The 14288-nt window shown below is 66.3% G+C and carries 14 protein-coding genes and 1 pseudogene; 11 read left to right on the plus strand and 4 right to left on the minus strand.

What is annotated here, in order from left to right; translation table 11 throughout:
* Nucleotides 1-69 precede the first annotated feature (69 nt).
* Together DI269_RS08645 and DI269_RS08650 are read right to left on the minus strand one after the other, a co-directional pair.
* A complete protein-coding gene (locus DI269_RS08645; RefSeq protein WP_112134784.1) occupies nt 70-621 on the minus strand; it encodes a class IV adenylate cyclase in 552 nt (183 codons plus the stop codon).
* Between the two features lie 12 nt (nt 622-633).
* The gene (locus DI269_RS08650) at nt 634-1557 is read right to left on the minus strand and encodes a helix-turn-helix domain-containing protein (RefSeq protein ID WP_198667265.1); all 924 of its coding nucleotides are present in this window, start codon (nt 1555-1557) and stop codon (nt 634-636) included.
* 206 nt (nt 1558-1763) lie between these two features.
* Between DI269_RS08650 and DI269_RS08655 the strand changes: the two genes are divergently transcribed.
* From DI269_RS08655 to DI269_RS08675, 6 genes are all read left to right on the plus strand, one after another.
* Nucleotides 1764-2219: a hypothetical protein gene (locus DI269_RS08655; protein ID WP_157974850.1), complete on the plus strand. Its 456-nt coding sequence runs from the start codon at nt 1764-1766 to the stop codon at nt 2217-2219.
* Between the two features lie 69 nt (nt 2220-2288).
* Nucleotides 2289-2972, plus strand: a complete 684-nt coding sequence (locus DI269_RS08660; RefSeq protein WP_112134790.1) for a TauD/TfdA family dioxygenase — start codon at nt 2289-2291, stop codon at nt 2970-2972.
* Nucleotides 2969-3460 carry an NUDIX domain-containing protein gene (locus tag DI269_RS08665; protein ID WP_112134791.1) on the plus strand — a complete coding sequence of 164 codons (492 nt, stop codon included), beginning with the start codon at nt 2969-2971 and terminating at the stop codon, nt 3458-3460. The genes DI269_RS08660 and DI269_RS08665 overlap by 4 nt, the downstream gene beginning before the upstream one ends.
* A gap of 633 nt (nt 3461-4093) precedes the next feature.
* On the plus strand, nt 4094-4270 hold the full coding sequence (locus DI269_RS26930) for a hypothetical protein (RefSeq protein WP_157974851.1): 177 nt from the start codon (nt 4094-4096) through the stop codon (nt 4268-4270).
* Entirely contained in the window at nt 4267-5955 is a 1689-nt protein-coding gene (locus tag DI269_RS08670) for a recombinase family protein (RefSeq protein ID WP_112134793.1), read from the plus strand. Before DI269_RS26930 ends, DI269_RS08670 begins: the two co-directional genes overlap by 4 nt.
* A 489-nt stretch (nt 5956-6444) precedes the next feature.
* The gene (locus DI269_RS08675) at nt 6445-7254 is read left to right on the plus strand and encodes a hypothetical protein (protein WP_157974852.1); all 810 of its coding nucleotides are present in this window, start codon (nt 6445-6447) and stop codon (nt 7252-7254) included.
* 788 nt (nt 7255-8042) lie between these two features.
* Here the strand turns inward: DI269_RS08675 and DI269_RS08680 are convergent.
* Nucleotides 8043-8597 carry a CGNR zinc finger domain-containing protein gene (locus DI269_RS08680; protein ID WP_112134797.1) on the minus strand — a complete coding sequence of 185 codons (555 nt, stop codon included), beginning with the start codon at nt 8595-8597 and terminating at the stop codon, nt 8043-8045.
* A gap of 58 nt (nt 8598-8655) precedes the next feature.
* Between DI269_RS08680 and DI269_RS08685 the strand changes: the two genes are divergently transcribed.
* Nucleotides 8656-9933: an MFS transporter gene (locus DI269_RS08685; protein ID WP_112134799.1), complete on the plus strand. Its 1278-nt coding sequence runs from the start codon at nt 8656-8658 to the stop codon at nt 9931-9933.
* Between the two features lie 276 nt (nt 9934-10209).
* Here DI269_RS08685 and DI269_RS08690 read toward each other — a convergent pair whose 3' ends face one another.
* Entirely contained in the window at nt 10210-10803 is a 594-nt protein-coding gene (locus DI269_RS08690) for a TetR/AcrR family transcriptional regulator (protein ID WP_112134801.1), read from the minus strand.
* 77 nt (nt 10804-10880) lie between these two features.
* Between DI269_RS08690 and DI269_RS08695 the strand changes: the two genes are divergently transcribed.
* The 4 genes and pseudogenes from DI269_RS08695 to DI269_RS08710 all read left to right on the plus strand — a co-directional run.
* On the plus strand, nt 10881-11726 hold the full coding sequence (locus tag DI269_RS08695; RefSeq protein ID WP_112134803.1) for an alpha/beta hydrolase family protein: 846 nt from the start codon (nt 10881-10883) through the stop codon (nt 11724-11726).
* A complete protein-coding gene (locus DI269_RS08700; RefSeq protein WP_112134805.1) occupies nt 11723-12877 on the plus strand; it encodes a YbfB/YjiJ family MFS transporter in 1155 nt (384 codons plus the stop codon). Before DI269_RS08695 ends, DI269_RS08700 begins: the two co-directional genes overlap by 4 nt.
* Nucleotides 12878-12964: 87 nt before the next feature.
* Nucleotides 12965-13513 carry a GNAT family N-acetyltransferase gene (locus DI269_RS08705; protein WP_112134807.1) on the plus strand — a complete coding sequence of 183 codons (549 nt, stop codon included), beginning with the start codon at nt 12965-12967 and terminating at the stop codon, nt 13511-13513.
* 36 nt (nt 13514-13549) lie between these two features.
* Nucleotides 13550-14278 (plus strand): annotated as a pseudogene (locus DI269_RS08710) (NmrA family NAD(P)-binding protein); the annotation flags it as partial.
* Nucleotides 14279-14288 lie beyond the last annotated feature (10 nt).

Below are 14288 nucleotides of genomic sequence, written 5' to 3' on the forward strand. Positions count from 1 at the left end.
ATCACTGCCATTCCTTAGACCGTCCCCAGGCAACAGGAGAATATCAGTGACACTTTCCAATATCGTTGCTTAGGTTCGAGCTTGAATAACCGATTCAGTGTATGCGGCAGATTCTAGATCGTCAATAACTGCAAGATCTACCATAACTGATTGAACCACCTCTAGAGCGGGACCGAGCTCGTCAGGATCTGCTTGAGTTTCAACCTCGATAAATGTTCCATTGAGTTCAGGAACAACCACAAGTGTGGCAATGACCAGGCGGCCATCATAGTGAAAACTGTAGTTCTGACAATACTTGGTAATCCGAACTAGCTCGATCAATCCGAGATCTTCCAACATGAATTTAACAACCATAGGGTCAGTGATAGTTGACTCAAACTCAGGCTTTGATCCGCTTTTGATTTCCACCGGAGGTCTCTTGTATGTTAGGAGATCGATCTTGCCATCCGTAGTTGTGATGGTCCGGACGCGGATTTCTCGGCCTTCCGTATTTAGGCGATGATCGGGCCAGTCGTAGTAAGTGTCATTGTAAGTGGCTCTCTCTTCCTTGGCTCGAGCTTGAAGCCAAGCTCGGACCGTTTCTATGTCCTTTACACGAGCTTTGAGTTCTGCTTCGATCATGGCGGGCTCCTCTCAGATCAGGTGTTCAGCGGTGGTCCAGAGGTCTTCGTATTGGCGGGTGAAGCCGGTGTGGAGGAGGTTGTACTGGGCGGCGCTGAGGCGGTAGATGGCTGATTGGTGGCCTTCGGTGGCGCCGTTGAACATTGAGAGGTAGATGGTCTGGTCGATGCGGAAGAGTCGCCAGGTGGGGAGCATGTTGTAGAGGGCGACGCTGAGGTTGAGGTTCGGGTTGTCGGTGAGTTCGCGGAGGCGGGCTATCGATAGGTGGATGCCGGCCTTGAAGGTTTCTTCTGACTCGCCGATCTCTCGGGCTCGGTGGGATGCGGCGGCCGATTCGGGGTCGAGGAGTAGGACTCGGACTTTGACGGGTTCGGGGCGTTCGGTGGTGAGGGGTTCGCGGAGGAGTGAGTCGTTGAGGCCGATCAGGCCGAGGGCTCGGACGGCGAGGAGGTCGACTTCTCGGGCTTGCCAGGCGGCGTCGCGGATCTCTTGAGCGGCGGTGGCTTGGGCGGCGAAGACTCTGGTGATGCCGATGCGGGCAGCTTGGGCTTCGGAGTCCTGGGGTTCGCCTATGGCGGGGGCGAGACCGAGGAGTTGACGGGCGCGGTCGGGCATGCCGAGGCCGTCGGCGATGCGTTCGAGGACTTCGATGCTGACGATCTTGCGTTTGCCGTTGAAGACTTCGTTGGTGCGGCCCTGGCCGATGCCTGTGGCGATGCCTATGCGGGATTGGGAGAGGCCGCCGTATTGGCGCGCGAGGCCGAAGACAGCGGCGATGTCGCGGGCGGCGAGGGCCTGGCGCATGGCGTCGCGGTTCCAGAGGGTGTCTGGCAGATCGACCGGCACGAACATCGGAATGTCCATGGAATCGAGCCTACATCTCATCGTGAGATACCAAAAGAGGGCTAGCTGACGAATCTCCAGATTCGTGACCATAGGACTACGCCGGGATTGGGTTGCTGACTTGAGCGGTGTTGTCGATGGGGACGTACGAGGGGAGCTTGCCCGTGGCGGGTCAGGGTGCGCAGGTAGCTGGTAGCGGAGGCAAAAGCGGCTTCGAGGTGTTGGGGCGGTGGCAGTCGAGCACGGGAAACTGGTTGTCGCTCAAGGCCCGTCGCAGGACGGGGTATGCCTCAGTCTGGTTGGACTACAACGGGCATCCGGTCAAGATCGGCTACGCCGTGCACTCCGGAGGGGTCGTTCGGGAGGTTGGGTGGGAGGTCCTCTGGTCCGAACAGACCGATGCGTGGAAGGCGCAGCAGCGTAGTCAGATCGCCTCGCTCTTTGCAGTCTGGCATGCCGAAGGTGTTCGGGAAGCGCCGACTCCTTCACTGCCATCAAGCGTGGTCGGCACGTTCAACGTCGACGGCTTCCGGTTCGCCGTTGAGCCGACGGTGGCTTCAGAGCACGCGGTCTTGAGCGTCGTGAACATCGAGAACGTCCTCACCCCGGTCGCCGACCTTCTTCACGATGCTGGACGAATCTGCGGCATGGCGACAAGACCTGGCTGGAAGGGCACCCCAGAGGAGCGCAGACGGCTCTGGCGATTCGAATCGGAAGCCATCCTGACCCGGGCAGCCGAGCGAGGGCTGATCTGACCTCCTCCCCCTTCGCGGGGTCGCCGGGTGGGCGGCGGCCCCGCATTCTCACGACGTCAAAGGAGACCTGTGTCTGCTGTCGCTCTTGATCTCGATGACCTGATGCAGGATTTGGAAGTTCGCGGATATGCCCTGGTGCGGACCGACGCGACATTCGAGGCGTTGACTGCTCTAGCCGAGCAGTTCGGAGCCCATATCGGGGCAGCCTCGATGGGATCGAGGCTGCTTGAAGGAATGGACTCCGTCGATTGGCTGCCTCGGCACACTGAGCAGCTCGACGATCTTGAGCCGCTCCGCTACTTCGCGCTGGGGTGCTTGGAGGCGGCCGCAAAAGGCGGAGCAACCTGCCTGTACGACGGGCGATTGGCGGCCAGCGCGCTTCTGGAGGAGCGCCCGGAGTTGGAGCACGTCAGGATCACCTATGCCACGATGTGGCGCTCAAGCACCGCCACGCACCCCTTGATCGCGATTGATCCCGAACACGGGCCGGTGCTGCGTTATCGATCAGCGCTGGAGACCAACTCGGTTGAACACCCCCTCCCGAACGGTCTAACGGAGGCGCAGATGTACGCCTGCGTGGAATCGCACCTGTCTGATGCCGTCGCAGTGGTTCATCGGTGGCGGCCAGGTGATCTGGTCATCGTGAACAACCGGATCATGGTTCATGCTCGGCAGCCGTTCACCGGCCGGCGGGTAATGGCCCGCTACCGGTACGACGATCCGCATTACCGGACCGTCATACTCGGCCGATGAGGTTCGTCCGTCTCCCCGCACCGGTGCTTCGAGTGATCTCGCCGGTGATGCGGTGGTGGTGGCGTATCCGCAGGCCCACGACGTTCGGTGTCAAGGCTCTGTTGCTTCATCCCGACGAGCCCACCCGATTTCTTGTTGTCAGGCACTCGTACGCGGACACCCGCCGCTGGGGACTGCCGGGTGGGGGCTTTCGTCCAGAGCGTGAGACGCCTCAGCAGGCCGCTGCACGCGAGGTAGGTGAGGAGCTGGGCATTGCGATACCTTCGTCCTCGTTCACCGTTCTGGACACCGTTGCGACGGCTCTGGAGGCGAAGCGGGACACGTTGACCATTCTGATTGCCACTGCTCCCGCGAGGAGCGTCACCTGCTCGCCTGAGCTCGCCGAAGCCCGCTGGATCAGTAACCTTGACGAGCTTGGGGAGGCCCCGGTCTCAAGGTGGCTTCTGCTGTCGCTTCGGCGCGCAGGCATGGCTTCAGGCCCAGTCTGAGGTGCCGCTGGGCAACTTTTCCCTATAGCGTCTTCGGGGGGTATGTATATATTCGAGTTTCTACGGCTGGCTTAAACTGCCGCTCATCCTGCGGAAACGCTTGGTTACTGGGCTTGGTGACGTGGAAGTAGCCGTGGAAGGGGGGATCTGGAAGCCCCAGTCTGGAAGCCCCGGTCCGGAAGGGGTGCAGGATCGAGATCGCAGAACTGCTGCAAGGCAGTCAATCGGAGGCACACTGCGGATCTTCGTAGCAGTGTCACGAGTCCTCGCACGCTGAACCACCGCTCGCATGTCGAGATTCGTAGGTGGCCGGTAACCAAGCCAGTAACCTTCGCGAAGAGGCAGCTTCTCTACCTGCCAGCTCTGCCTCCAACAGCGGCAGGTTGAGCTCGAGCGCTCCCGCCGGTAAAATGGATGCCTGTCCAGGCTGTATCGGTAGCGACGAGACCTCGCCTTGTTCTACCTGACTTCCGCGTGCCTGCCGTTCTCGCCGAATCACCGAACCAAAGTTCGACGTCAGCATTCTCCTGCCCTTCGAATCGACGGGAATGCCGAGTGCTCGTCGCTGCGGCGAAGTCTCGCTACGGTCGGCACAGACGCCCTGGCCTGCGGTCTTAGCGGGCGGTGGGTGCGATGAGCTGCCGTGACGACTCGATACGGGTCACCGGCGAGCGGCGCGAGACGATCGACACGCGCCAGCTCGCGCACCTGCTCATCGCGATAGCCGACCGCAAGCGCGACCCCAGCGGGCCGCATCCGCGCCAGGGCGTCTACCGAATCGATGAGGCGGAGAGGGCGGACGGCAGATGACTTCGCGAAAGCAGACCAACCAGGGCGACAAGATCACTCGGGGTGGTCGAGCAGTGCTCTACCTTCGGGTGTCAGACCCGAAGCAGGTCAACACCGACTACGACCCCGAGGGGAACTCCATTCCAGCGCAGCGGAAAGCGTGCATGCAGCTGGCTGGCGAGCTCGGGCTGGAAGTAGTCGAGGAATACGTCGAGCCGGGCAAGTCCGCGAAGACGATCGACCGCAGGCCACGGTTCAACACGATGATGGAGCGCGTGCGGAAGCGGCGTGATGTCGATGCGATCGTCATCTACATGCGGTCGCGGATCTTTCGCAACGCGGCCGATGCGGCACTCACCCGAAGGGAACTCAAGCAGCTCGGTGTCTCGCTGCTGTCGGTGAAGGACCCGACCGCCGACTCGATATCCGGCGACATGCTGGCCGGAATCCTCGATGTGGTGAACGAGTACCAGTCCCGTGCGGCCGGGGACGATATCACCTACAAGATGGAGGCGAAGGCACAGCGGGGTGGGACGCCGAACCGGGCTCGGTTGGGGTACTTGAACGTGACCGAGACCGTCGAGGGTCGGCCCGTGCGGACGGTGATTCCCGATCCTGAACGGGCGCAGTTGGTCAAAGCGATCTTCGAGAAGTACGCCACCGGGCGGTTCACCTTCGTGCAGTTGCGCCAGGCTTCGATTGACGCAGGGCTGCGGACGCGGCCGACGAAGGCGTACCCAGCCGGGAGCGAACTGTCTATCCACGCCATAGGGAAGATCCTGCGGGATCGCTACTACCTGGGGAAGGTCCCCTACAAGGGGCAGGAGTACGAGGGACGGCATGAGGCCCTGGTGGCACCAGAGCTGTTCGAGCAGGTGCAGCAGGTGCTCTACCGGCAGCGGAACGCCGGTACGCGGGATCGCAAGTGGCAGCACTACCTCAAGGGGACCGTACGGTGCGCCCGCTGTCGGCGGCTCCTGACGTTGGAGCGGGCGAAGTCAAAGACGGGGCGGTTCTACTTCTACTACCTGTGCCTCGGTCGGGCTGAAGGAGCGTGCGACCTCCCCCGCCTGCAAGTCCCTGCGGTCGAGGACCAAGTTGCGGTGCATTCGGCGACACTCGGCATCGACCGCATCGAGGCTGACCGGGTTCGTACGGATCTTGCGTGCGCACTTGAAGCGGAGGGAGCGGTGACGACCGCTATGCGGCGTGAGCTTGAGCGGGAGCTTCGCCGGATCACGATCTCGGAAGAGCAGTGCGTCGAGCTCATCGGGCACCCCGACTGGCCGACGGACATGCTGACGGAGAAGATCCGCCGGCTGCGGGATCAACGGGAAGCCATCACGGCGAAGCTCAAAGACGCTCATTCAGACCGGCTCCAGTCAGCGCAGGGCGCCGTGGGACTGCTCCTTGAACTGCTTGCTTCGCCGAAGCGGGTCTACGTCGAGGCGTCTGATGACCAGCGGCGGACGCTCAACCAGATCTGCTTCGGAACGCTGTTCCTCGACAAAAGCCAATTCGGGCCGATGGTGCTCGGAGTCGAACACGGTGAGGCGGCGGGTCCAGTGATCAGGTTTATGGAGCGTAGAAACGCCAGTGGCGCGGCTCTTGCGAGCCGCGCCACTGGTAATGATTATCAACATCATCCGAGTCAGGATAATGCTCTCATTGTGCGCGAGGGGGGACTTGAACCCCCACGTCCATAATAGGACACTAGCACCTCAAGTCTATTTGGAGGGCAGCTTTGTCCGTTATGAGAGCCGTTCTCGCAGGTAAAACATACCATGATGTCGTTACTATTGGTCAACGGTGGGCATCAATAGTCATGGTTCTTAGATCCAAATGGCTGGTTTTTTGGCTGGCGGACGGCGCCCACATCTACCTTTGTTTCCGAGGCCCGCAACCGCAATAAGGACGCTATCCCGGGAGCCGAGGGAGGGGTCCCGGCTTTAGGCCGTATCTACGAGCCTGGTTGCCGGTCGAGGATGGTGGCCCCATGGCGGACTGCGAGCCGGCGGTAGCCGGTGGCGAGAACCTTCCACGAGCAAAGATGTGCGATACCCTGCTCGACGACCCAGCGGCGGCAGCCCCTCGGCGGCGGTCAGCTCGCGGTAGTCCGGCCTCCGATACGGGGTGAGCGGCACGACACCGCGATAGCCGAGGTCGCCGACCAGGCTCGGCCCGCTTCCAAGGAGATGACACTGAATACGGACGCCCTGCGATGGCTCATGCGGACCACAACGCTCGCGCTGGGCCTGACCCTCTTGGCCGGGTGCGCAATCGACAAGGGCACGGCGCTCGCCGCGGACTTCGAGGAAGACTGGGCCGACGCCCCCGATGTCGCGGAGATCGACACCCACGGCGACAACACGCTGCCCTTCGCCGGATCGGCGACTGGCACGCTGATTCTCGAGGACGGCGCTTCGACCGACCGCGTGGCCGAGCTGGCGAACGAGCTCGGGGAGTACATCGCCGACCACGACGAGGTCACCGGCGAGATCTCGGCGGACGGCATCACCTTCGCCGTCGCCCCGGACAGCGGGCGCACCGGTGACGTAGTGGCGCTGTGGGAGTCGCTGGCAGCTGACGACCGGGTGGCGAGCGGCCTCATCGGCAACGGATACCGGAACGAAGACGACTGGAACGTCGAGATCGTTGCGGTCGATGCCGCAAGCGCGCTGGCATTGTTCAAGGACATGGCCGCCGATGCCGACCTGTACCGGCCGTTCTCCTCGGCCGTAACGTATCTGCTGGTCAACACCAGGCAGGATACGAGGCCGTCGCTCAGGGTCGAAACCGGCCAGGACGGGAATGTCCCCGCCGCGGCGATCGCCGCCTATGAGGCGGTGGCCGCTGAGTACTCGGTCGTCAGCGCGGGCCTGGCCCCTGACCGCGCGGGCATCGTCGTGGCTGCGGGCACGGATCTGGACCAAGCCGGCGAACTCGCCCGGAGCGTGTCGCCGAACCTCGCGAACATCGAGGTCACCAGCGACAGTGGCACCTGATCCTCGCCGCTGTGACAACCGGCGCCCGACCAACCCCTTGCCCCCGGACTGCGTTCGGATGAACTCGTATCCCATGACGGCGAACCCGTGGGCGAAGTGGACCCACAGCAGCGCCTGCGTCACGGTGACGACCTCGGGCTTGGCCGGAGGCCGGGACGGTTCTGAGATGGGGTCTCCTCATGCCAGGGTCGGAAGTCGGAAGATCGGACCCACGCTACGTAGTGGGCGCCAAGGCACCCGGGAAAGCACTGAAGGAACCCGACACTCGGCAGGGCCGAAATGCTCTCGAACCCGGCCGAGAAAATCAGTCCTTGCTGGGGCCGGCAGTTCCCTGAAGCTGGGGGCCGATCCCCGCCGATATCGGGACGGCCGTGCCCAAGGGGCCTGACCCGCAGGCGTCGTCTCGACCAACCCGCCGGCACGACCCGCGGTCTGGGAAGGTTCTCGCCACCGGCCACCGCCGGCCCCTGCCGAGAAGAACCGGACACTTCAGGCTCGGATCAAACTCCAGATGTACCGCCATCACTCAAAAGCAGCTTTTGACTGAGCTTGGGGGACTGGGACCGGGGATTTCTGGTCGCAACCAGTGATAACCAAACCTGGATCATCAGTCATGAGATGTAACTACCTGTATATCCGGTTATGGTCTCTAACCACTTCAGAAGCTGATCGACGACTGCAGGGCGAAGGGCCGCCCGACCCGGAAGGCCCGCTTCTTCCGCTCGGTCGTGGAGGCGCAGACCAGGGATCTCGAGCGGCCGTCGCAGTGGCTGCGTTCTCTATGGGTGTCATCGGCTTCGGTTGCGGTAGTTGCGCATCTTGGCGCGGCTGCCGCAGATGCTCATGGTGCACCAGCGGCTGCGCCCGGCCGGGCTGCGGTCGTAGTAGACCCAGCGGCATTCGTGCGCGTTGCAGGCCTTGAGCCGGGGCCAGGTGCCGTCGGCGACCGCGGTGAGGATGCCGGTGGCAATCCGGGCGGTGAGCGCGGGCAGACCGGCCGGGCCCGGGGCCGGTTCGGGACGGGCCGACCCGTCGGCGCCGATGACCAGTCGCAGCGGCGCCGCGGCGAGCAGCTCGTCGAGCGCGGCCTGCGTCGCGGACGGCACGTCGATGCCGGTGTGGGCCTGGCACACCTCCCGGAGCGCCTCGCGCAGCCGCCGGGCCCCGTCGACGTCCGCTTCGTCGAAGACAAGGTCGTCGAGGCCGTGCCCGGAGCAGAACCCCGCGAGGTCGCCGACGGTTCGCAGGGCATCGCGGTCTTCTTCGATGTCGATCGTGTTGACGAGGTCTTGGAGGATCACCAGCGCCTCCGGTGCCGGGGCGCGGTCGCCTGGCTGCCGCATGGACCCGACGTTACCACTATGGCACTATCAACAAGTAACCGTTACCTGAAGGAGCCTCATGGTAGTAACATCTCCAGGTCTGCTGCGTCGCAACCGCGACTTCCGCCGCTTCTGGACCGGGCACACCCTCTCGGTGGCCGGCACCCATGTCACCGCCGTCGCCCTCCCGCTGCTGGCGACCCTGACCATGGACGCAGGCGCCGCAGGCGTCGCCGCGATCGCCACCGCCGCGTACCTGCCGAACCTCCTGCTGCCCCTGCTCGTCGGCCACTGGCTCGAACAGCGCCGCCGCCGCCGCATCCTGGTCGCCACCGACCTTGCCCGCGCCGCCGTCCTCCTGGTCGTCCCCGCCGCCTACCTCCTCGACGCGCTGTCGGTGCCGCTCCTGGTCGCGGTCGCGTTCCTCGTCGGATCGGCGAGTGTGGTCTTCGAGATCGGCGGCTTCGCCTACGTCCCGACCCTGGTCGACGAAGAGGACCTCGGCGCGGCCAACCGCGACATCCAGGGCTCGTCCACGGCCGCGCAGGTCGCCGGCCCCGGCCTCGCCGGCGGCCTCGCCCAACTGGCCGGCCCCGCGCTGGCGATCGTGATCGATGCCCTCAGCTACCTCGCCAGCGCGATCGGCGTGGCCGGGGCCCGTCGATCCGAACCCGCACCGCCCCAGCCCGAGCAGCGGCTCGGCATCTTCAGCGGCATCCGCACGATCGCTGCGAACCCGTTCCTGCGCGCGCTCACCGCGCACGCCATGCTCTACAACGGCGCCGCGCAGATCCTGACGGTGAACCTGATCGTGTACGCCGTCAACGACCGCGGCCTCAGCGCCGGCATGTACGGTCTGGCCCTCAGCGCCTCGGGCGCGGGCGCCTTCGTCGGCACCATGCTCGCACTGCGCCTGGCCGGGCGCTTCGGATTCGGCCACGCCTTCGCGATGTCGCTGACGTTCTCGACCGGGCTGCCGCTTCTGCTCGCGCTGCTCCCCGGCGACGGGGCGGTGCTGGCCTCGGGGTTCACGGCCGTCATGTTCGCGGCCGGGATCGGGCTCGGCTCGGCGAACGTCCTGTCGGTCACCCTGCGCCAGGTCGTCGCCCCCGGGGCCCTGGCGCGCACCAACGGCGGATACCGCGTCCTCACGTTCGGCGTGCTGCCCTTGGGAAGTCTGATCGGCGGACTCATCGGATCGACCGCCGACAGCCGCATCGGCGTCGCCGTCGGCACCGCGGGACTCGCGATCTCGGCCCTGCCCATGTTCGCCCGGCGCATCCGCGCCCTGCACACACCCCAGGACGCCAAGCCCGCCCCGACCCCAAACCCCGACCCCGTGGCAGCCGCCCGATAACCACCACCCGCACCTGTTCGAGTCCGGACTCAGGCTGACGAAGGCAACGGCAGAGTTGACCTGCTCCGCATCGACGAGCTCGGCTACATGCAGCTCTGGTGGAGGCCGCCCGCAGCGGCGTCAGTGGCGTCGGAATGCAGAGCGTGGCCTGACCGGCTCGGTGCGCAGGATCGTGCTCCATCGGGAGCGGCGCCGTCCCGTGGCCGGTCCGGTCCGAAGGTGAGGACCGCGCCGCTTGCGCCCGGCTGGTGCAATTATCGCTCGGACGTCGGTCCCTTATAGCGTTGCGGTCGGACCGGCGGACCGCAGGAGAGCGAGCGCCGCTTGCTTGGCGTGCTCGGCTGCGTCGGCGTCGCCGTGGTGGTCGGCGAGGACCGTGGCGCCCGTCAGCAGGGTCAGCAGTTGCCGGCCCAGGCGGGCCGGGTCGGATGCGCCCGAGCGGGCCGCGATCCCGGTCAGCAGGTCGAGGCGGTGGTCCAGGAGTCGGGCGGCCACGGCGCGCGCGGGGCCGGCGTGGTGCTGCGTGGCCGCGTTGAGGATGGCGCAGCCCCGGAAGTCGGGCTCGGCGTGCCAGCGTGCAAGGACGTCGAACACGGCGGCGAGCTGGTCGGTGGGATCGGCGCCGGCGTCGACCGCGTCGTCGAGCGACCGCGCCAGTCGGTCGTGGCGGGCATCCAGGACGTCCTGCACGAGCCCGTCCTTGGAGCCGAAGTGGCGGTACAGCGTCTCTTTGGAGATGCCGATGGCCGCGCAGAGCTTTGCCACCCCGATGCCGTCGAGGCCGCGCTGATAGAGCAGGACGGTGGCCGCATCGAGGATGGCCGCGCGGGTCTGGGCGGGATCGAGCACGGCGCCTTTGGGAACTGGCATGCCACACATGGTACCGATCGGTTCGAAGCTGCTGCTAGCCTCACATCGAACTGATCGGTACCATCTGAGAGGCGCGCATGTCGACCGACTTCCTCGTAAGCGACCCCCTGCCCACGGTCACGCCGGTGGCGAGCACCCCAGCGGTGACCTTCACCAGCGGCGGCGAGACGCTGCTGGGCGTCCTGCACGTGCCGGCCGGCCCCGGCCCGCATCCGATCGCGGTGCTGCTGCACGGGTTTCCAGGGAACGAGCGCAACTTCGACCTCGCCCAGGCGCTGCGCCGGGCCGGATACGCGGCACTGGTGTTCCACTACCGCGGCTCTTGGGGCGTGGGCGGTTCCTGGTCATGGCGCAACGTGCTCGACGACGCCGCCCGCGTGGCGGCCGCGGTGCGCGAGCGCGAGTTCTGCTCCACCCACCGCCTCGATCCCGGGAAGGTGGCGGTCGTGGGCCACAGCCTCGGTGGTTTCGCGGCGCTGATGGCGGCTGCCGCTGATGCGGCCGTCGGCGCGGTCGTCTCAGTAGCCGGCTTCGACTTCGGCGCGGCGGCCTCGCTCAGCCGTGCGGATCCGGCGCAACGGTCCGCGTATGTCGAGGACTGGGACGGCGAGCTGCTGCCGCTGCGGGGCACCAGCGGCGAGGCGCTCGTCGCCGAGATGGAGGCCGCCGGGCAGGCGTGGAGCCTGGCCCGGCTCGCGCCCCGCCTGGCTGATCGGCCGGTCCTCCTGATCGGCACCGGCCGGGATCCCGTCACACCCGCCGAGTTGCACCACCGGCCGCTGGTCGCGGCGTATCGAGCACATCCGGTCGGCCGACTGGAGGACCGGGTCTTTCCGACCGATCACGCGCTGTCCGATCACCGCCTCGAGCTGGCTCGCACCATTGTGGACTTCATCGGCCGGCACCTGCGGACGTCCTCGTGACCGAGAACGCTTGGCGATCAGCGCGACTCGCGCTGGGGACCGCGTCGGCACTGGGGCTCGGCCGTTTCGCCTACGGGCTGGTGCTGCCGGCCATGAGCGACCAGCTGGGGTGGAACCTGACCCAGGCCGGCGCGATGACCACAGCGAACGGCTTCGGCTACCTCGTCGGCGCGATGACCACGGCCGCGGTGTCCCGGAGGATCGGCACCGCTGCGACGTTCCGACTGGGGATGGTCCTGTGCGCGGTCGCGCTCGCCGCCACCGCCGCGAGCGGCGAGTACCCCGCACTGCTCGCTGCCAGGGCCCTGGCCGGGTTCGCCGGAGCGCTCGTATTCGTCGCCGGGGCCGTCATGACACCGACCATCGTCTACTTCGCCGGCACGGGACTCGGGATCGCACTCAGCGGCGCGGCCCTCCCGCTCCTGCTCGACCAGCACCCCGAACGCTGGCCGCTTGCCTGGGCGGGACTCGCCGCGGCGGGCGGCCTGGCCGCGGCGGTGAGCTGGACCGCCGCCCGTCCCCCCGAAACCTCCGCAAGCAACACGCATACGGCCGCAGGCCATCGACTCTGGGCGGTCGCGGTCGCATACCTGCTGTTCGCCGCCGGCTACATCACGTACATCACGTTCCTGTCCGCCTACCTCGCCGACCGGCACGCGACGACGACGCAGACGACGCTCACCTGGACACTGCTCGGTGTCGCGGTCATGGCCGCACCCGCCCTGTGGCAGCGGCATATCGCTCGGCGGCCGGGCGGTCGGCTCCTCGCCGTTCTGCTCGGCGTCATCGCTGCCACCGCCGCACTCCCGCTGCTCGCACCCGCCCAACCGGTCGTGATGACGTCCGCGCTCGTCTACGGCGCGACCTTCATGGCCGTCCCGGCCGCGGTCACCGCGCTCGTGGGGGCCGCCACGCCGCCGGAGCGGCTGACCGGCACCATGGCGGTCTTCACCGCCGTATTCGCCGCCGGACAGACGGCGGGCCCCTGGCTCGCCGGCGCACTCGCCGACCACACCACCCCCGGTGCCGCCCTGGGTTGGACCGCTGTGCTCTGCGGCCTGGGCGCACTCCTGTCCGCGACCACCGTGACGCCCAGATCGTCCCCAGCCGTAAAGGAACGAGCCATCGAGCCCGCCAACCGCACGATATGATCCCCGATCCATGAGCTGGCTCAACGACTCACAGGACAGACCCTGGTTCGTTCGGATCGCTTTCACGGTGGCGGTAGGTTGTCTGCCATGCCTGAACTCGGACCTGTCGCCTGGCCGCCCGACCCGATCAAGACCGAGCGGCTCGTGCTTCGCGAGCCCGAGGTGGGAGACAGGGCGGCGATCATCGAGCTGTTCACCTCCCCCGAGGTAGGCGCTTACATCGGCGGCCCTCGACCGCGTGAGGAGTTCGAACGTGCGATGCCCCAGGTCCCGAAGCGGCGTCCCGGCCTGTTCGCGGTCGATCTCGACGGGGCGATGATCGGGATCGTCACGCTTGACCGTCGCGATCGCGAACATCCGGTCCACGTCCGCCCGGGGGCCTCGGAGGTTGAGCTGGGGTACATGTTTCTGCCGCAGGCGTGGGGAAACGGGTACGCTGCCGAGGCGTGCGCGGCCGCACTGGAGTGGTGCGCCCGAGCATTGCCCGGCGAGCCGGTCGTGCTCACGACGCAGACCGCCAACGAACCCTCGTTGCGCCTGGCGGCGAAGCTGGGGTTCACCGTAGTGAAGCGGTTCGAGGAATGGGACGCCGAACAGTGGTTCGGCGTCTGGACCCCGCTCACGTCGTCCGATTGAGCGAGGCGGACCGGCGATCGCGCGGGCCCGCTCGAACGGGAGGCTGCCGCGGCCGGGCACGACACGGTCTTTTCCATGCAGCTGGCAGGTGTCGACCCGGCCGATCCGGGTGCCGAGCAGCGCAAAGCCCGCAACATCGCCACCGCGGCCAAGCGGGCCGGTCTCACGCAGATCATCCACACCTCCGTGTCCGCGACCGGGTGGCGCAGCCAGCACCCGGGCTACGAGCTGGGCGACCTGATGACGGCGTACTGGGACGAGAAGGAGGCCGCCGAGGACGCGATCCGGCAAGCGGGCCTGGACCACTGGACCATTTTCAAACCCGCCTTCTACATGGACAACTTTCTTCCCGCCAGGCAGGACACCCAGTCCCCCGGCCTGGCCGAGGGCAAACTGATCACGGCTACGAGCCCGCAGGCCAAGCTGGCGCTCATCAACGCCGACGACTTCGGTGCAGCCGTCGCCGCCGCCGTGGCCGATCCCGTGGAGTTCCGCGAAGCCGAGATCGAGTTCTCAGGCGACGTATTGACCTTCCCTGAAATCGCGGACGCGCTCTCCAAAGCCGCTGGCCGCGAGATCACCGCCGTCTCCCTCTCCTGGAAGGAGCAGGAGCAGCGCTTGGGCGCACCCTTTGCGGACAGCCAGGTCTGGAACGACCGCGTCGGATACCCCGCGCGCCCGCACCACGCGGCCCGCTACGGCCTGACCACGACCACGTTTGCGCAGTGGGCCGCACGGCAGGACTGGACCATCCCGACTGCCTGAACCCAGGCGG

It is taken from the genome of Glycomyces dulcitolivorans, assembly GCF_003265355.1.
Lineage (GTDB): Bacteria > Actinomycetota > Actinomycetes > Mycobacteriales > Micromonosporaceae > Glycomyces > Glycomyces dulcitolivorans.

Coding starts and splice junctions, on each gene's coding strand:
- DI269_RS08645 (WP_112134784.1), bottom strand. CDS start 621: ATGATCGAAGCAGAACTCAAAGCTCGTGTAAAGGACATAGAAACGGTC.
- DI269_RS08650 (WP_198667265.1), bottom strand. CDS start 1,557: ATGGTCACGAATCTGGAGATTCGTCAGCTAGCCCTCTTTTGGTATCTC.
- DI269_RS08665 (WP_112134791.1), top strand. CDS start 2,969: ATGAGGTTCGTCCGTCTCCCCGCACCGGTGCTTCGAGTGATCTCGCCG.
- DI269_RS26930 (WP_157974851.1), top strand. CDS start 4,094: ATGAGCTGCCGTGACGACTCGATACGGGTCACCGGCGAGCGGCGCGAG.
- DI269_RS08670 (WP_112134793.1), top strand. CDS start 4,267: ATGACTTCGCGAAAGCAGACCAACCAGGGCGACAAGATCACTCGGGGT.
- DI269_RS08675 (WP_157974852.1), top strand. CDS start 6,445: ATGACACTGAATACGGACGCCCTGCGATGGCTCATGCGGACCACAACG.
- DI269_RS08680 (WP_112134797.1), bottom strand. CDS start 8,597: ATGCGGCAGCCAGGCGACCGCGCCCCGGCACCGGAGGCGCTGGTGATC.
- DI269_RS08685 (WP_112134799.1), top strand. CDS start 8,656: ATGGTAGTAACATCTCCAGGTCTGCTGCGTCGCAACCGCGACTTCCGC.
- DI269_RS08690 (WP_112134801.1), bottom strand. CDS start 10,803: ATGCCAGTTCCCAAAGGCGCCGTGCTCGATCCCGCCCAGACCCGCGCG.
- DI269_RS08695 (WP_112134803.1), top strand. CDS start 10,881: ATGTCGACCGACTTCCTCGTAAGCGACCCCCTGCCCACGGTCACGCCG.
- DI269_RS08705 (WP_112134807.1), top strand. CDS start 12,965: ATGCCTGAACTCGGACCTGTCGCCTGGCCGCCCGACCCGATCAAGACC.